General features: G+C 63.6%; 14 protein-coding genes. 3 read left to right on the top strand and 11 right to left on the bottom strand.

What is annotated here, in order from left to right; genetic code table 11:
• Window positions 1–32: 32 nt before the first annotated feature.
• From D3880_RS17310 to D3880_RS17360, 10 genes are all read right to left on the bottom strand, one after another.
• Window positions 33–776, bottom strand: a complete 744-nt coding sequence (locus D3880_RS17310) for an SDR family NAD(P)-dependent oxidoreductase (protein WP_119894664.1) — start codon at window positions 774–776, stop codon at window positions 33–35.
• A gap of 207 nt (window positions 777–983) precedes the next feature.
• Window positions 984–1931, bottom strand: coding sequence for a bifunctional OB-fold nucleic acid binding domain-containing protein/MaoC family dehydratase (locus tag D3880_RS17320; protein ID WP_119895773.1), 948 nt, complete (start codon window positions 1929–1931; stop codon window positions 984–986).
• Window positions 1932–1936: 5 nt separating this feature from the next.
• Window positions 1937–3148: a thiolase family protein gene (locus D3880_RS17325; RefSeq protein ID WP_119894666.1), complete on the bottom strand. Its 1212-nt coding sequence runs from the start codon at window positions 3146–3148 to the stop codon at window positions 1937–1939.
• Between the two features lie 194 nt (window positions 3149–3342).
• On the bottom strand, window positions 3343–5052 hold the full coding sequence (locus D3880_RS17330) for a DUF1302 domain-containing protein (protein WP_177412184.1): 1710 nt from the start codon (window positions 5050–5052) through the stop codon (window positions 3343–3345).
• Between the two features lie 56 nt (window positions 5053–5108).
• Window positions 5109–6206: an MBL fold metallo-hydrolase gene (locus tag D3880_RS17335; RefSeq protein WP_119894668.1), complete on the bottom strand. Its 1098-nt coding sequence runs from the start codon at window positions 6204–6206 to the stop codon at window positions 5109–5111.
• The gene (locus D3880_RS17340) at window positions 6199–8061 is read right to left on the bottom strand and encodes a long-chain-acyl-CoA synthetase (protein ID WP_119894669.1); all 1863 of its coding nucleotides are present in this window, start codon (window positions 8059–8061) and stop codon (window positions 6199–6201) included. The genes D3880_RS17335 and D3880_RS17340 overlap by 8 nt, the downstream gene beginning before the upstream one ends.
• A gap of 26 nt (window positions 8062–8087) precedes the next feature.
• Window positions 8088–9161: an alkene reductase gene (locus tag D3880_RS17345; protein ID WP_119894670.1), complete on the bottom strand. Its 1074-nt coding sequence runs from the start codon at window positions 9159–9161 to the stop codon at window positions 8088–8090.
• Between the two features lie 9 nt (window positions 9162–9170).
• Window positions 9171–9800 (bottom strand): nuclear transport factor 2 family protein, encoded by a 630-nt coding sequence (locus D3880_RS17350; protein WP_119894671.1) that lies wholly within the window; start codon window positions 9798–9800, stop codon window positions 9171–9173.
• 5 nt (window positions 9801–9805) lie between these two features.
• Window positions 9806–10582 carry an SDR family NAD(P)-dependent oxidoreductase gene (locus D3880_RS17355; protein ID WP_119894672.1) on the bottom strand — a complete coding sequence of 259 codons (777 nt, stop codon included), beginning with the start codon at window positions 10580–10582 and terminating at the stop codon, window positions 9806–9808.
• A gap of 14 nt (window positions 10583–10596) precedes the next feature.
• Window positions 10597–11331 (bottom strand): SDR family NAD(P)-dependent oxidoreductase, encoded by a 735-nt coding sequence (locus D3880_RS17360; protein ID WP_119894673.1) that lies wholly within the window; start codon window positions 11329–11331, stop codon window positions 10597–10599.
• A gap of 256 nt (window positions 11332–11587) precedes the next feature.
• Between D3880_RS17360 and D3880_RS17365 the strand changes: the two genes are divergently transcribed.
• The 3 genes from D3880_RS17365 to D3880_RS17375 all read left to right on the top strand — a co-directional run bounded on the left by D3880_RS17365 (window position 11588) and on the right by D3880_RS17375 (window position 16143).
• Complete coding sequence (locus D3880_RS17365; protein ID WP_119894674.1) at window positions 11588–12922, top strand: spinster family MFS transporter; 1335 nt, start codon at window positions 11588–11590, stop codon at window positions 12920–12922.
• Window positions 12923–12939: 17 nt separating this feature from the next.
• A complete protein-coding gene (locus tag D3880_RS17370; protein WP_119894675.1) occupies window positions 12940–13770 on the top strand; it encodes an alpha/beta fold hydrolase in 831 nt (276 codons plus the stop codon).
• Window positions 13771–14013: 243 nt separating this feature from the next.
• Window positions 14014–16143, top strand: coding sequence for an oxidoreductase (locus D3880_RS17375; RefSeq protein ID WP_119894676.1), 2130 nt, complete (start codon window positions 14014–14016; stop codon window positions 16141–16143).
• 853 nt (window positions 16144–16996) lie between these two features.
• Here D3880_RS17375 and D3880_RS17380 read toward each other — a convergent pair.
• On the bottom strand, window positions 16997–18379 hold the full coding sequence (locus tag D3880_RS17380) for a DUF1329 domain-containing protein (protein WP_420800837.1): 1383 nt from the start codon (window positions 18377–18379) through the stop codon (window positions 16997–16999).
• Between the last annotated feature and the right edge of the window lie 61 nt (window positions 18380–18440).

An 18440-nucleotide genomic window follows, 5' to 3' on the forward strand; every position in this document is an offset into this window, starting at 1 on the left:
CCTTGGCAGCGGCTACAGAGACGAAGGGGCACTCAAGCCACCAGGCTGCCGCCGTTGACCGGCAATACTTGGCCGTTCACCCATTCGGCTTCGATCGAAGCAAGATAAGCGACTGCGGCACCGACGTCTTGCGGACTGCCTGCGCGTTTTACCGAAGCACTTTTCCTGGCGATGGCATCGGAGCCTTCCCAGTTGTTCATGGTGCCGAGCGAAAGGCCATTGACGGTGACGCCGTGCGGGCCGACTTCACCGGAGAGGTTGCGCAGAAAGCCGAGTGCACCGGCTTTGGCAGCACCGTAGGCGCACAGGCCCATGCCGGTCGCCGTGCGCGCCGCATCGGAGTTGATGGCGATAATCCGCCCCCAGCCGCGCTCCATCATCGATGGCAGGATCGCCTGGCAGCTGTGCATCAAGCCATGCAGGTTCAACTGCAGCCAGCTATCCCACTGCTCCGGGGTCGACTGCATGAACTGCACGTAATCCCAGCCCAGGGCGGGCACCCCGGCGTTATGGACAAAGATATCTATCGCGCCAATCTCGCCCTGCACCTTCTCTACCATGGCAAAAATAGCCTGGCGATCAGTCATGTCCGTCGCCACCGGGTGCGCCTGCAGCCCTTCTGCACGCAAGGCTTCTGCAGCCTCTTGGGCGCGCTCGAGAAAGAAGTCGTTGATCACCACGGTAGCGCCCTGACGTGCCAGCGTCTGGGCAATACCAAAGCCCATGCCGCGGCCGGCACCGGTTACCAGTGCAACTTTTCCTGTTAGTTGAAACATGTCCAAGGGACTCCTCATCATCTACAGGGGTTGTGCCTATCCGTTGCGGGCAGGCACAAATGGCTTAGAACCTGCCTCGGATCTGCTGCGCGTCGGAAAAACTGCGTTGAAAACGGCTTCGGAATGCTCATTTACAACTCGTAAACTCCGCTTCCTCAGCCGTTTTCGCCTTGTTTTTCTCTAGCTCGCGAGATCCGAAACAGGTTCTTACATGTACAGAATCACCAGTTCGTTGATCACCGATGGCCGTTCGTTGCCGACCACATGGATATTCAACTCCAGGGTCAGCTGCGTGCCGCTTTTGACCCGCTCCACGCTTTTGACCCGTGCCCGCGAATGGATGCGCGAGCCGGCGGATACCGGCGCCGGGAAGCGCAGGCGGTCGGAGCCGTAGTTGACCATGTTGGTGAAACCGGTGATCTCGAAGCCCAGCGGCACTTTCAGGCGCGACTGCAGCACTTGCACCAGGGCGCCATGGGCGATGGTGCCGCCGAACGGGCTTTCCTTGCGCGCGCGCTCCGGATCGGTGTGGATCCAGTAGTCGTCGCCGGACAACTCGGCGAAGGCATTGATCAATGCCTGATCGACTACGATCTGATTACTCCAGGCCGAGAACTCCTCGCTCACCAGCGACTGCAGCGCGGCCTCGTCGTCCAGCGCGATCCGGCGTGCCGGCGGCGTCGACTCGGTACTTTCGGCCTCTGGCTCGGCCAGGGTTGGCAGCCGCTTCAGGCTGTCGACATCGCTGTCCATGCCGGTGAAGCGCAGCAGGCGCGAGCCTTTGTCATCGACCTCGGCGAACACCGGCTGCAAACGCATGCCGATGCGGATTTCATCTTCCTCAAGACCGACCAGGTTGGTGTTGATCCGCACCCCTTCGTCGAGTTCGACGACCGCCAGTTTCTGCGGCATTTCATCGGCGAAATCCGGCAGCGTGGCGATCCGCGTCACCGTGAAGCTGTACAGCTTGGCGTTACCGCTGACCTCACGCCAGGACAGGTCATGGGCCAGGCAGCTCGGGCAGTGCCGGCGCGGGTAAAACACCCAGTGCTGGCAGGCATTGCACTGCTGGATCAACAGGCGCTCGGCCTTGAGGCCTTCCCAGAACGGCGCGGAAATCTCGGTCGGCGCCGGCATTGGTTTGTTGTTCGACATGTTCGTCATGCTCCCTGGAGAATCAACGCGCCCTGCTCACTCATCACGCCGCCGGTACCGGAGACGTAGACGCTATCGCAGCGCTTGAGCTGACGTTCACCGGCTTCACCGGCAATTTGGGTCACTGCTTCGATGATCTGCGACATGCCACCGGCCGCGCCGGCCTGACCGAAGCTGAGCTGGCCGCCGTGGGTGTTCATGGGGAAATCGCCGCGCCAGGTCAGGTCGTGCTCGCGGACAAAACTCATGCCCTCGCCCTTGGCGCAGAAACCGGCATCTTCCAGAGTCAGCAAGGCGGTGATGGTGTAGCAATCGTAGATCTGTGCGGCATCCACATCGGTCGGCTTCAACCCGGCCATCGCGAAGGCGCGCTGCGAGGCTGGACCAATCGGGGTGTGGATCATGTCATCGGCGTAAGACGGAGACTTGAACGCCAGGTGCTCGCCGAAGCCGGTGATGAACGCCGGACGTTTGCGCGCACGGGCGGCCACTTCCTTGGAGGCGATGATCAGCGCCGCGCCACCCGCCACCGGCATGACGATTTCGAGGACATGCAGCGGGTCGGCGACCATTTTGCTCGCCAGCACCTGCTCGACGGTCAGCGGCTGGCCGTAGAACATCGCCTGCGGGTTGGCCAGGGCATTGGTGCGCTGGTCCACGGCAATCTTGGCCATGGCCACCGGGTCGTAGTCGTACTGTGCCGCATAACGCTGGGCGATCATGGCATAGCCGGTGTTCTGGCCCATGTGCCCGTAAGGCAGGTCGAACTCCGCTTCCGGAGCGCCGAAGGCCGTGCTGTGGCCACCATAACGCATGCCACGGGCCATCGCGCCGACGTCCTCGTCGCGCCCCATGGGCGCCATCCGCGCGGGCATCACGCACAGCACCGCCTGGCAAAGGCCCAGCTCGATGGCCGCAGCCGCCCGCCAGACCATACCGACGCCGGTACAACCGCCGAGATCGACCACTTCGGCGAAATTGACTTTGAGACCCAGATACTCGGCGGCCATGGCCGGCACGAACACCGAAGCCTCGTGGAAATGCGGGCCGTTAATCACCAGACCATCGAGGTCCTCGGCGCGCAGCCCGGCATCCTGCAGCGCCTGCGCCGCCAGATCGGCGACCTGCTCCAGGTGGAACATCCGCGGCGCCGTGGCGTATTTTTCCGGCTTGTATTGAGCGGCGCCTATGATCGCCGCGTTACCTTTCAGACCCATGGGTTCCCCACTCGAAGTCAGGTTTTTGTCGTACACCAACCTTTCCACATCCAGGTCGGCAGATAATCGTCCAAACTGACTAGACAACTAAATCGAGTCGCCCGCCAGGGTTTAATTCGATGCCGGCGCAAGTACCCGGATCGGAAAAAAGAAGGGAGCCCGCAGGCTCCCTTCTTCATTGCCGAACGAGTCGGTTAGAAGGTGTATTTCATCGCCAGGGTGGCGTAGTCACGATCCGCCAACTGCCGCTTGACCGGATCCGCCTCACCCAGGTAACCGATGACTCGCAGCGCGACTTCAAAGTTACCGAGGTACTTGAAGGTGGTGCCGGCGCTGAAGCGACGGTCACCCTCCGCCCCGGAAATGGTCCCCGACATCGGCGAAGCGCCGCTGAACACGTTGGAGAAGTTGAGCGGCACCTCCAGGTCCCAGCCTTCGAATACCCCCGGATAGCTGAACGAGGCGCCCACGGTGAAGGCACTGGCATCCTGGCTGCGCCAGCTGTTGGCGGTCTTGAAGGTGTAGTTATCGGACTCCTGCACCAGCGGCCTAAACTGTGGAATCAGGCGATTGCCCAATGCCAGCAGGTTCGGTGCCGCCGAGGTGTCTTCGACGCTGTCGACGCGCTGATGGACGATCTCGGCGGTTAGCGTGGTCTGGCTGGCCCATGGCCGGTCACCGAGGATGCGGATGGCCGAGATTTGCATCTGCTGACCCTTGCCACGCGCCGGCGTCGGACCGAGTCCGGTATTGACCAACACCGGTACGCCGTCACGGTAGGACCACTCGGCACCGACCTGGACATCGCCAAACTTGGTCGAGGCACTGAGCCCGGTCAGCTTGATGTCTTCGAAGTAGGTCACCCGATAGCCGGTCGGGACGCCGGCGAATGCACCGCCACCGACGGGTTGGGCCCGGAATTGGGTAACAGCGGAGGCCGGGTTCTTGTCGTGGTAGTTGACGTGGAACAGCGCGAGTTCCCATGCCGGCACAGGCCGATAACGCACCTGAACCCCCCACTGACCGTCGTCACGTGGCTCGTCGGTGCCAGCCTTGTTGATCCGGGTGCCGTTGGCGTTGAGGATAAACTCATTGCCTGGACCCGTCACATCACTGGTGGACAGGTAACTGCCCACCGGCGGCAATTCGGTGCCCTTCCACTCGTACTGGTAATAGGCGCTGAAACCGATTTGCGGGTTGAAACGGTAGGACGCGGAAAACTGCCCGACCGGCAACAGCACTTCCTTGACCTCGACCCCAGGCTGCGCCGCCTTGACCGCGTCGGACGGGCTCTGCACGCCACTGACGCCCGGGTAGAACAGGCTCTCGCCCCAGGACTCGACGTGCCGCCCGGCCTTAGCGTCAAGCATGGAGCCGTTGTCGAAACGCCAGCCGCCGAAGACATAGGCATCCAGGAACTTGCTGCGCCCACCGCTGAAATACTTGGTGGAACTGGTGAACTCATCATGGGCGCCGGTCTTGTTCACCGTCAGGGGCGAGTCGTTGTCGTTGGACTGGTGATAGACATCGTCGTAGAAGGTACTGGCCCGCACCACGGCACCGTAGTTGTCCTTGCGCACGATCATCTCGGCCAGGGCGCCAACGCGGTTGGTGGTGAGGCTGCCCTTGTCGAAGTTTTGATTACCGTCGTCGCCGTTGAACGCCCCCACCAGCTGCCCATTGCTGTTGACCGCCCCCAACAGCGCATCGTCCTGATCGCTCAGGCGCACCCCCAGGCCGTAGCTGGTGGTCACGTTCCAGTCGATGGTGGTGCCATTGTCAAACTCGATGGTTTCGCCCGACCAGGCCGGGGTAGAAACCAGTGCGATGGCGACCGCCAGACTCGCGACCTGAAAACTCTGCAGGCCAGAACCAGTACCATATTTGTTGTTTTTATTGATCACACTGCCTCTCCTGATTAACGGCCACCTGGCCGCATGAAATGCTCGAACAGTGCTCATCACCAATCAGCTCGGAGTTGCCCGAGCGGGTTGCCCCCCGACGCACCCGCAGGGGTACGCCGATAGCGATGCACTGCAGCTTCTTCCTCACGCACGAGCGCCCCCTCGGCAATGAGGTAGTTGGCATGCGCCAACGTTTCGCCGACGGCCATCAGTACGTCGAAACGACTTTTGGCCCTCGGAAACAGCGCGGCCATCAGCTCAAGCGCGCTACGCGGCTCTTCACAGACGGCCAGCAATTGCTCCAGATGCACCTGGTGATGGGCCCGCAATTGGTCCAGTCGGTGGTGCAAATTGAAAAACGGACGCTCGTGCGCCGGCAGCACCAACAGGCTGTCAGGCAACTCGCGCAGCCGCTCGATCGATTCTAGCCAGTCGCGCAACGGATCGGCATCGGGCTCGGTAACCTGAACGTTGACCGTGGAGGTGATCCGCGGCAGCACCTGATCGCCGGAAATCAGCAGGCCGTCTTGCTCGGCATACAGACAGGCATGCTCGGGGGAATGGCCGCGACCGATAACCACCTGCCAACGGCGACCGCCGATGTCCAGCACGCTGCCTTCACTGAGGCGATGGAAGCTGGTCGGCAGGATCGGGCGGAAGTGCTCGACCTGCAGCATCGGTAGAAAGGTCTCGGCCTGCCCGCTGGCGAACCCGGCCTTCTGGTAGAAGTCGAGGAACGCCCAGCTCGGCTTGGGATCTGCTGGCGCCCCCAGGTGCAGCCACTGAAACTCACCGGCAGTCATATACACCGGGCAGCGGAAGCGCTCGGCCAGCCAGCCGAGCACCCCGCCATGGTCGGAATGAAAGTGCGTGCAGATCACCCCGCGCAGCGGCAGGCCGGCCATCGCCTCGACGAACACCTCCTCCCACACTTCGCGGGTTTGTTCGCTGTTCAGGCCGGTATCGACCGCCACCCAGCCGTCGCCATGGCGCAGCAGGTAGAGGTTGATGTGGTCCAACCCGAACGGCAGCGGCATGCGCAGCCAGAGCACGCCCGGCGCGACCTCCTGCACCTGCCCGTTGGCCGGCGGCTGCGGCCAGGGGAAGCGCAGGCCGTCACGCCATTCGTGGCCCTGGGCGTCGAGCTCAGCCACGGGAGTCACCGGCGAAGGCCGGCAGACCGACGCGGGCCAGCAACTCGGCCGAGTACGGCTGATAGCTGCGGCTGCTTTCATCGCGGATGTACAGTGGATCGTCGAAGGCCGTCGGGGCATAGCCCTGGCGCTGCAAGTCGACCTTGCGCAGCTTGAAGGTACTGGTCAGATCGGCCGCCGCCGACACGCGCACGAACACCGGCGCGGCATAGCGCGGCAAGCGTTCCTCGGTCAGTGCGTAGAACGCCTCGGGGTCGAAGCTGTGGCCCTCCTGCATCAACACCGCCGCCATGCCGGCGCGGCCCTCATGCCCAGGCACCTGCACACCGTAGATATTGATCAGCTCCAGCCCTGGGAAATCACTCAGGCCATCGGCGACTTCCTGGGTCGAAACGTTCTCGCTCTTCCAGCGGAAGGTATCGCCGATGCGATCGACGAAGTACAAGTAGCCGTCCTCGTCGTAGCGCAGCAGGTCACCCGAGCTCCAGAACGAATCGTCCTGGCTGAAGACATTGCGGCGAATCTTGCTTTCGGTGGCCTCGGCCGAGGTGTAGCCCTCGAAGCGACCGCCGCCGATTTGCGGATGATTGACGATAAAGCCCATGGCTTCGCCGATCTCGCCGACCTCGCACAGGCGGTAGAAGCCCTGCTCGTCGCGCGGATGGCTTTCGCTATCGACGTCGTAACGCACCAGGCGCAGGTTGGTCTTTTCCCAGAACGGCACGCGACCGCAGGAGCCTGGGTAGTTGTCCACGTTGATCGCTGTGGTGTTGGCCTCGGTGGCGCCCCAGCCCTCGAAAATCTGGATCGGACCGAAACGCTCCACCCAGCGCTGCCAGGTCTCCGGGCTCAGGCCGGCGCCGAGCATGCAGCGCAGGCTGTGCTCGCGCTCACCCGCCACCACCGGCTGGTTGAGCAGGTAGCGGCAGATTTCACCGATGTACTGGAACACGCTGATGTCGTGGCGATTCACGTCTTTCCAGAACTCGCGCACGCTGAACTTGCGGCGCACCACGATGCTCGCCCCAGCGCGCAGCGCAGTGGAGGTCACCGAGGTGGCCGCCGCGCCGTGGTACAGCGGCAGGCAGCAGTAAAAGACATCCTCGGGCGTGACTTGCAGGGTTTCTTCCATCACATCGCCGGAAGACATCCAGCGCATATGGCTGTAGCGCGCAGCTTTCGGCAGACCGGTGGTACCGGAGGTGAAAATCAGCAGGCCCGCTGTCTCGGCCGGCAGGTCCGCGCGCAAGTCGCGCGGGAACGCCGTGCGCGGTGCGCTGGCAACGGTTTCGCAGAAACCGGCATCGACCCTGGCGCGCAACTCCTCGCTGGCGGGGTTCTCGGCGTCCGGCACCAGCCACCAGGGCAGATCCGGCAGGCCTTCGGTCGCCAGCAGATTGGCCAGGCATTCCTCGCCCACCACCACGGCCTTGGCTCCCGTGGATTCCAGCGCATGCACCAGTGGCCGGCCGTTGACCTGGGTATTGATGAAGGCCGCCACCACACCCAGCTTGGCCAGGCCGAACCAGCTGCAGAAAAATTCCGGACGGTTCTCCATGGCGATGGCGCAGACATCGCCCGGGCGCAAGCCACGGGCCTGGAAGGCATGGGCCAGCTGGTTGGCGCGCGCGTCCACCTCGGCATAGCTCAGGCACTGCTCGCCATAGATGAGGAACGGACGCTCGGGAAAACGCCGCGCCTGCTCTTCCACTCGGTCGGCGATGGTGTAGCGATCCGCCGGTTTGATCTGCCCGCTGGCCACTGAGCGGCGATCCAGGAGGGCCTGGGTCTGCTCGCGGGGCACAGGCTTGCTGCCGACACTCGACAGTTGACTCAGTTCGTTCAAATTGTTCATCCCTACCTCCGCAGAAAACTCGCCATTCATGCCAACGCCCTCGCCCCGTTCGGGTAATCCGAATAACCGTGGGCACCTGGGGAGTACAGGGTCTTGCGATCGAAACCGGACAGCGGCAGCCCCGCACGCAGGCGCTCGACCAAATCCGGATTGCCGATGAAATGCCGGGCGAACGACACCGCTTCACCCTGCCCGGCCTCCAGCGCCGCCGTTGCCGACGGGCCATCGAAGCCGTCATTGAGGATCAGCCCACTGCTGCTGTACTGATGCGCCAGGGCAAAGGCATCCAACTCGGCCAGCGGCGAACGCATGATATGCAGGTAGGCCAGGCCCAGCGGCTCGACCACCGTGCACAACGCTGCCGCCGTGGCGGCCGGGTTGGCGTCGCTGATGTCGTTGTACGAGTTGCCCGGGCACAGGCGGAACCCCACGCGCCCGGCACCGATGGCCGTGGCCATGGCGCCCAGCACTTCGGCCGGGAAGCGCACGCGGTTCTCGGTGTTGCCGCCATAGCGGTCATCGCGCAGGTTGCTACCCGAGGCCATGAACTGCATCGGCAGATAACCGCTGGTGCAATGCAGCTCGACGCCGTCGAAGCCAGCTTCGCGGGCATTCAGCGCGGCGCGGCGATATTCCTCGATCACCGTATCGATCTCGTCCAGAGCCAGTGCTTGCGGCTCGTCGGTATCGACCAGGCCGGCGACATCGCTGAACACCTGGGTGTTCGCGCGCAGCGCGGAGGGCGCCACGCTCAGCGCACCGGCCGGCTTGTTGTAATGGCTGGCCGCCCGGCCGACGTGCATCAGTTGCAGGACGATCCGCCCGCCGGCGTCATGCACCGCGCGAGTCACCTTGCGCCAGGCAGCGATCTGCTCGGTGCTGTAGATCGCCGGGGTGCGGCAGTAGCCCAGGCCATTGGCCGAGGGCGCGGTGCCCTCGGCGACAATCAGCCCGGCGCTCGCGCGCTGGCGGTAGTAGTCGACCATTTCCGCGGTCGGCACCGCACGGGCATCGGCACGGCTACGGGTCATCGGCGCCATGACGATGCGGTTGGCCAATTCCAGCTCGCCCAAGCGTACCGGCTCAAACAAGATGCTCATATCGGCTCCTCAGCGCACACGAATCTTAGGCGCCTGGGTGGAACGGCGCAGCGTGGTAAGGAATTGTTCCAGGGGCGCCGCCGGGGCGACTTGCGGCAAGCAGTCCTTGTCCGGGCGATTGGCCCAGAACTCGGCCCAGGACGGGAACAGATCGTGGAACGTGCCGAAATACGGTTCACGTCCCGGCCAGCGCATTTTCCGCTCGCCAATCGGTGGCTTGTTCAGGTCGCTGGCGTACCAGTAGCAAGGCAGGCGCCGGCGGAAGTACCAGCGCCCGTCGATGCGCTCGTAGTCGTCCCAATAGAGCATCTGCATGGTCACCCACTCCGGGCCGGTCTCATGCTCGTTCTTCGAGTACACGACACCCACCGCGTGGTCGGCGTCGACAAACTCGATGATGTGCTGACCCAGGTGGTGCGAGGTGCCGCTGAACTGGTCGCGCAGGGTCGAGTCGACCCAGGCTTTCAGATGAGCGCGACCGGTCTTCTCACGGCCGACGCGGATGTCCGCGGCGAACAGGTTGACGTGCGCATCGAGGTCACGCATGTCCAGCGACAATGAATACTTGCCGGCCAGTTGGCGAATTTCCTCGATCGACTCGAGGCGATCGATACGCGCCAGCAATGCGCTCTGCTCCATGCTCATCACTCCAGCACCGTATAGAGCTCCGAGCTGCGCCCGCCATCCACCGGCAGGCAAGCACCGGTGATGTAGGAAGCTTCGTCGGAGGCCAGGAAGAGGATCGCGTTAGCCAGCTCCTGCGGCTGTCCGACACGGCGCAGCGGGATCAGCTTTTCGGTGTTGGCGCGGGCCTTGTCGTCGGCCAGCATGCCGGCGGTGGCCGGGGTATCGACGACGCCAGGGATCACCACGTTGCAGCGGATCTTGCTGCTCGCGCCTTCCGAGGCGGCGGCGCGGCTGAAGTTCATCACCGCCGCCTTGGCGGCCGAGTAACCGGCCATCCACGGTGTGCCGAACAAGCCGCAGATCGAGGCGATGTTGACGATGGCGCCACCGCCGCCCTGGGCTTTCATCAGGGTCATGGCCGTGCGCGTGCCCCAGAAGGTACCGTCAACGGTGGTGGCGAAATTCGAGTGCCAGTCGGCGGTTGAGGTGCTGTCGATGGCGCCCCAGCTGTAGGCCATGGCGTTGTTGACCAGAATATCCAGGCGCCCGTGCTGCTTGGCAGCCGCCTCGATGGCGGCGACGAATACCTGCTCGTTGCTGACATCGGCCACGGTCCATTCGGCCTTGCCACCGGCATCGCGGATGGCCGAGGCCACCGCTTGCAGCGGCTCTTTAGTGCGACCACACAGCACCACGGTCGCGCCCTCTTCGGCGAAACGTTTGGCCGTGGCGGCACCGATGCCCGAACCGGCACCGGTGATAAACGCGATTTTTCCCTGCAGACGTGCGCTCATGGCGTGCTCCCGGCTTAGATGAAGGCCATGCCGCCGTTGACGGCGAGGTTCTGACCGGTGATGAAGCCGGCGTCTTCGCTGGCGAGGAATACCGCTACCTTGGCGATCTCGTCGGTTTCGCCCATGCGGCCGAGGGGAATGCCCTTGAGCATGCTTTGCATCCAGTCATCCGGGATGCCGGCCATCATTGGCGTGTTGGTCGGACCAGGAACGATGGTGTTGACGCGGATGCCGCCGGCGGCCAGTTCGCGCGCCATGCTGCGGGTCAGCCCCATCACCCCGGCCTTGGCCGCGCAGTAATGGCTCGGGCCTTCGCCAGTCACGGCCGAGGTGCTGGAGATATTGATCACCGTGCCCTTGGTGCCGGTCTTGTGCATCAGGCGCACAGCTTCACGGCTGCACAGGAAGACCCCGGTGAGGTTGACGCCGATGACCCGCTGCCAGTTCTCGTCGGGGGTCTCGACGAAGGCATCGACCGAACCGACACCGGCATTGTTGACCAGGATGTCGACACGACCGAAACGCGCCTCGACCGCGGCCATGGCGGCAGCCACCGACGCGCTGTCGGCGACATTGCACACCAGCGCCAGAGTGTCTTCGCCCAGGCCGGCGATGGTCTGCTGCGCAGCCTCCAGATTGATATCGGCGGCCACCACCAGCGCGCCGGCTTCGGCAAAGCCCTTGACGATAGCCCGACCCATGCCTTGGCCGGCACCGGTAACGAACGCCACCTTGTTCGATAACTTCATTCTTGTTGTTCTCCGCAGCTCGTATCCATTCCGACCCACCAGTGCTGGACGCCTGACGGTCGGGTACGGAACGAATAATTAACCCTGCCCGGAAGAACAACATCGTCCGATAAGACTAAGAAATGCAGGACGAGCCCATGGGCATCGGGCGAATGTCCGCACTTGAGCGTATGTGGTCTGAATGGACGATGCCGAAGCCTTCAACCAGAGGGACGATCCCGCTGACTAGAACAAGACAAGATCGGGAGCACTCGCTGTGAACTCACCCATCCGCACCACCTGGCGCACGCACTACGCATTATTCGTGCTGGCCATCATTTACGTTTTCAACTACATCGACCGGCAGTTGATGGCGATTCTGATCGAGCCGGTAAAAGCCGAGTTCGGCATTTCCGACACCGGCATCGGCTTGCTCTCGGGGGTGACGTTCGCGATCTTCTATACCTTCTTCGGCTTCCCGCTTGGGCGCCTGTCCGACCGCATCGGCCGCAAGCCGGTAATCGCCGTGTGCTGCATCGCCTGGAGCGTGATGACCATGGCCTGCGGCCTGGCCACCAGCTTCCTGATGCTGGTGCTGGCGCGGATCGGCGTGGCCGTCGGCGAAGCCGGCGGCACCGCGCCGTCGGTGGCAATGGTCTCCGAGCTGTACCCGCCAGAGCGCCGATCCACGGCCCTGTCGATCCTGATGCTCGGCTCCAGCCTCGGTGCGATCGTGGGCCTGGGTTTCGGTGGCTGGGTCGCCCAGCATTACGGCTGGCGCTTCGCCTTCCTGATCATCGGTGCCCCGGGCATCTTCCTCGGCCTGTTGTTGTGGCTCACCGTGCGCACCCCGGCTGCGGCACCGGCGCCCAAACAACTGATGCAGACGCCGCAGGAAGGCTGGGCCAAGACCCTGCGCCTGCTGTTCCAGACCCCGTCCTTTGTATGGATCGCGCTTACCGGCGGCGCCTGGGCTATCGCCGGTTATGCCATTGGCACCTGGAGCCCGAGCTTCCTGATCCGCTCCCACGGCCTGAGCCTGCAGGAAGCCGGCTTCCTCGTCGGCGTAGTCGGCGGAATCAGCGCCACCATCGGCACCCTGGTCTGCGGCATGCTCACCGACCGCATGGCCCGCCGCGACGCTGGCTGGCAGATGGGCGTGCCCTTGCTCGGCACGCTGATCAGCATCCCGTGCGCCCTGGCGTACTTCCTCTGGCCAGCCGGCATTGCCTTCCATATCGGCAGCATTCAGGTGCCGACAGCGTTCATTTTCTACAGCGTGTTCGGCTTCTTCGGCACCTGGTGGGCAACACCCTGCCTGGGCGCGATCACTCACCTGTTCCCCGCCACCCGCATGGCCCAGGCCACCGCCATTTTCGTCATGTCCATGACCATGTTCGGCGTCGGTCTCGGCCCGCTGCTCACCGGCATGCTCAGCGACTACCTCACGCCGAGCCTGGGGGGTGAAGCGCTGCGCTATGCGCTGGCGGCGTCGACCTTGATGCTGGTGCTCGCCGCCGTGTTCCTCGCGATGGCCCTGCCACGCTATCGCGCTCAACTGGCCCAACCGACCGTGACCCTCGCCGAGCCGGCGAACGCGGTCATTGCCTGATTCCTGGAGATTCGTTTATGTCTGAACAAGACCTGCCACTGCCCATCGGTCACTTCGTCACCCTGAACGACGGCCTGCGCCTGCACTATCTCGATGAAGGCAACGGCCCCGTGGTTCTCTGGCTGCATGGCAGCGGTCCGGGCGCCAGCGGCTTCAGCAACTTCAAGGGCAACTACCCGGAGTTCGTCGCCGCCGGCTACCGCAACCTGATCCTCGACCTGCCGGGCTTCGGCCGCTCGGACAAACCCGAGGACGCCCAGTACAACCTGGAGTTTTTCGTCAAGGCAGTGTCCGCTTTCCTCAAGGCCATCGACGTGCAGCGCTGCACCCTGCTCGGCAATTCCTTGGGCGGCGCCATCGCCCTGGGCCTGGCCCTGGCCGAGCCGAAGACTGTCGAGACGCTGATCCTGATGGCTCCGGGCGGAGTCGAAGAACGCGAGACCTACTTCCAGATGCCCGGCATCCAGCGCATGGTCGGGCTGTACAACCAAGGCCCGCTGGACATCGAACAAATGCGCCAGATCATGAGCCTGCAACTGTTCGACGCCTCGCAACTGCCGGACAGCCTGCTGGCCGAACGCGTGGCCGTGGCAGTGCATCAGCCGCGCAACCTGTTCACCACCATGCTGGTGCCGAACATGACCGAACGCCTGGGTGAACTGCGTATGCCGATCCTCGGCTTCTGGGGCACCAACGACAACTTCAACCCGGTCAGCGGCACGATGAAAGTGCTCGATAACGCTCCACATGCGCGCTTTATCCTGCTCAACCGCTGCGGGCACTGGGTCCAGGTCGAACATCGCGAGCTGTTCAACCGTTCCTGCATCGATTTCCTGCGCGAACAATAAGCCACCTGCGCCAGCGGCAACCTCGCCGCTGGCGCATACAGATCCGTAGGGTGGGTTAGCCGTAGGCGTAACCCACCGACCAGGCTGGACGCCAGTGTTCCGGGCGCTGCCGCTGGTGGGTTACGCCGCTACGCGGCTAACCCACCCTACAAAAGCGCTGCGCAAGACTTAACGGGCACATAGCCAACAATAAGCACCTGCCGCTGGCGCAGCGACAGGCCACCAGCAAGGGCTGAGATAACAATGACAACCTTCTCCCATTTGCTTGCCCCGGGCCGCATCGGGTCGCTCGAACTGCGTAACCGCATCGTCCTGGCGCCCATGGGCGACAGCTTTGCCGAAACCGACGGGCACTGCAGCGAACGCATCCAGGCTTACTACGAGGCTCGCGCCGCTGGCGGTGCCGGCCTGTTGATCATGGGGGTGTGCGCCGTCGCCTTCCCCGCGGGCACCAACGAACCGCATCAAGTCGGGGTGTCGTCCGATGAGTTCATTCCCGGCCTGAGCCGCGTGGCCGAACGCGTGCACAAGCACGGCGCCAAGATCGCCATGCAGTTGCAGCACGCCGGCAAAACCGCCGTGCGCGACATGGCCGAAGGCCGTCCACTGTGGGTGCCGTCGATTCCGCCAGCGATGCAAACCGACATGATGGCCGCCCTCACCCCCGAGGAGCTTGCCAGCTTTGTCAGCTCCTCGCGCCGCCGCGAAGGCGGGGTGCAACTCAAGGTGATGGACCAGGACGATATCGCCCAGATGGTCGAGTGGTTCGCCGCGGGGGCCGATCGCGCCAAGCGGGCGGGCTTCGATGGCGTGGAAATCCATGCCGGCCACAGCTACATCATCGCCGGCTTCCTCTCGGCGTATTACAACAAGCGCGAGGACAACTACGGCGGCTCGCTGGAGAACCGCGCGCGTCTGCTGCTCGAAATACTGGCCGCCGTGCGCGCGCGCGTGGGCAATGAGTTTGCCGTCTGGCTGCGCCTGGACGCAGAGGAGATGTTCACCCCTGGCGGCATCACCCTGGCCGACGCCCAGGCCGTGGCGCGCATGGCCGAGGCGGCCGGCGCCGATGCGGTCAGCGTTTCGGCCTATGCCGCCATCACCCGTGGCGTGAACTTCACCGAAGCACCGCTGGTGCAGAAGCCGGCCGCCTTTCTCGACTGGGCCACGGCGATCAAGCAGCAGCTGTCGATCCCGGTGATCGCCGTCGGCCGCCTGGAACCGGAGGTCGGCGATAGCGCCATCGCCCGCAACCAGTGCGACTTCATCGCCATGGGCCGCAAGCTGCTGGCCGACCCCGAGCTGCCGAACAAGCTGATCAGCGGCCAGCCGCAGGCGATCCGCCCGTGCATCTACTGCTACGTGTGCGTCAGCCAGATTTTCGTCAACCAACATGTCAAGTGCGCAGTCAACCCGCAGACCGGACACGAAGCCGAGTACGTCATCAGCCCGGCCGCTGCCGCGCAGCATGTGGTGGTGGTCGGCGGCGGCCCGGCCGGTCTCGAAGCGGCCCGTGTCGCGGCTTTGCGCGGCCACCGGGTCACCCTGCTGGAGCGCAGCGACCGCTTGGGCGGCACGCTGTTCTTCGCCGCCCTCGCCTACCCGGAGAACGGCAAGCTGCTCGACAACCTGCTGTATCAGGTGCGCAACCTGCCCATCGAGGTGCGCCTGAACACCGAGGTCAACGCTGCCCTGCTGCGCGACATGGGTGCCGAGCGGGTGATAGTCGCCACCGGCGCCCAGCGTGCCGCACCGGACATTCCCGGCGCCAACCAGAATCACGTCTGGAGCGGTGACGAACTGCGCCGCTTGATGACCGGCGACCGCGCCGATGAAATCGCCAAGCGCAAGCTGTCGCTGACCCAGCGCACGCTGATGAAAGCCGGCAGCCTGATCGGCGTCACCGACAGCACCGAGGCCATGCAGAAGCTGTCCCACGTGTGGATGCCCCTGGGCAAACGCGTCACCATCATTGGCGGCGGTCTGGTCGGCCTGGAACTGGCGGAGTTCCTCATCGAGCGCGGGCGTCAAGTCTGCGTGCTGGAGAGCGGCAGCCACCTGGGCCGCGAGCTAGCCATCGTGCGCCGTTGGCGGGTGCTGCACGGCATCCAGGAGCATGGCGGGCAGCTGTTGACCGGGGTAACGGTCAGCGCCATCGAAGGCGACCGCGTGCGCTATCAAACGGCAGACGGCCAGGCCGCTGAGATCCGTGGCGACTCGGTGGTGCTGGCCAGCGGCGCAATGCCCGACACGCGCCTAGGCGATGCCCTGACCAGCGCCGGGCTGAATGTCACCAGCATCGGTGACTGCCAGAGCCTCGGCTACATCGAAGGCGCCATCGCCGCCGGCCACCGCGCCGGACGCGAAGCCTGAGCCTGCGCTGGGGCGGCTCACGCCGCCCCAGCCTCCCCTCCCGCACCCCCGCACCCCCGCACCCCCGCACATTTTTGTCGGCGGCGAACGCTGCCCCCGATAGCAGCGACTCGAATGCAAACTCCGCCGGTCCATTCCGATTGGGCGCTGCAGCAAGCCGGTATTCTGGTCGGTGTCGGCGGAGGACTCATGTCAACCATTGGCACACTCATGTGCGGCACTCTTACCGACCGCTAATCCCTGAAACTTTCAGGGAGCAATCCCCACCCCGCCTAGCTTGTTTGAAGCGCCCGCTGCACTGCATCGGGCGTTTTGCATTGCAACGACTGACCGCATCCATCAGACCCTCCTGAAAATAAGGCCAAACCCGCCAGCCTTGTTCAGGCCGAATCAACCGGCAAAAAAGGGGGATGTCCCAATAACGTGTTGAGGCGTGCAGGCCCGGTAGGTGATGCCTGAGGCGATGATTCGTAGGGTGGGGCCGTAGGCGTAACCCACCGAGCAGGCTGGACGCATGTGTCCAGGGCGGCGCCGGTGGGTTACGCCCCACCCTGCAAAAGCGCTGCGCAACACTTAACCGGTACGTAGCAAAAAAAGGCGATGCCCCAATTACGTGCTGAGGCGTGCAGGTCCGGTAGGTGATGCCTGAGGCGATGATTCGTAGGGTGGGTTAGCCGTAGGCGTAACCCACCGATCAGGCTGGACGCCGGTGTCCATGGCGGCGCTGGTGGGTTACGCCGCTTCGCGGCTAACCCACAAAAGCGCTGCGCAACACTTAACCGGTACATAGCCCAAAAAAAAGCCTCGCCGTTATCCGGCGAGGCCTTGCTTGTAGCTCGTATTGCCTAAGGGGTTAACGCCCGTTCGCCCGCGCCGCATCGGCGGTGTACATATCCGGGGTGAACTTGCCTTCGTTGAGAATCGGGCCTTTCTTCGATTCGTTGCTCATGCCGTAGCCGGTGTACTGGCCCGAGTTGAGGTCCATGAAGAACTGCGAACCGGCCTGCCAGGCGCTCATGTCCGGGTGGTAGTAGTAGTTGATCATGGCGTGTTTCCACAGTTCGCCACGGGTGTCGTAGTTGTCCGACATGACCGCATGCCAGGTGTCCTCGTCGAGAAACAGCACGCGTTTGCCATAGACGTGGCGATAGCTTTCTTTCAGATCGGCCTCCACGACCCAGACACGACGCAGCTCATAACGCATGAACTCGGGGTTGGGGTGGTTTGGCGTGAGCATGTCGGCATACTTGATATCAGCCGAGTTAGGCTTGAAGGCATTGGCCGGGATATAGATTTCACGCTTGCCGATCAGTTTCCAGTTGTAGCGCTCCGGCGCGCCGTTGAACAAACGGTCCTCATCGATGGTCATGGTGCCGTTGGTGCCGATCATCGGCTGGTCGTAACCGTAACCGGGCAACTGGCGCACACGACGGGTCGAGGGGTTGTAGCTCCAGGCCTGACGAGCGCTGGCCTGGTAGTTGTAGGGTTCGTGCGCGATGCTCATGGTGCCGTTGTCGCGAGCGGGCTTCAAGGTGGTGTTCCAGCTCATGGCGCTGATGCCGCCTTCGGTCTTCGGCTCGACAGTCGGCGAGTTGGCCTGGGCCAAGTTACGCGCAAAGGCGCGCCCCCAACCGATGCTGCCGGTGGGCAATACCGATGCCAGATCGGTGACCTTTTCTTCGGTCCAGGCACGCGCCGGCAGTAGGTTGTTCCACAGCGCTTCGATGCCGCTTTTCGGGATCGGGAACGCAATCTGGCCGATCCCCTCAAAACCCATGCCATCATCGACCAGCTTGGCACTCTGCGCATTTTTCAGCACCCGGTCACAGACATAGTCCGGGTAGCGGAAATCGCGGTGGCCTGGGTAGACGTTCATCTTGTAGGTGGTCGGGTAACGCTTGAACAGCGCCTTCTGGCCTTCGGTCAGCTGAGCTTCGTACTGGCTCATGTTCTGCGCGGTGATCACCAGGATCGGCTTCTCGGCGGCGTATGGGTCAACCGGATGACTACCGGAAAACTTCACGTGGTTCCAGCCCGGCACCTCGCCCAGATACTTGCCGGTGTATTCGGGGATGGTGCCCTCGGCATTACCGGCTTTCTCGGCGCCGACACAGGTCAGCTCCTTGCCGAGCTTTGCCGCTTCGTCAGGCGACACTTGCGCCAATGCACTGCCTGCCAAGCCAACATTGACAACCATTGCAGTTACTAGCATTACGCCTGTTGTTCTTGTTTTCATGTACTGCCTCCTTCGCTGGTAAGCGATTTCTGGGGTGTGACTCCATTCTTCCCGTTCTGGC

Source organism: Pseudomonas cavernae, assembly GCF_003595175.1.
GTDB classification, from domain to species: Bacteria; Pseudomonadota; Gammaproteobacteria; order Pseudomonadales; family Pseudomonadaceae; genus Aquipseudomonas; species Aquipseudomonas cavernae.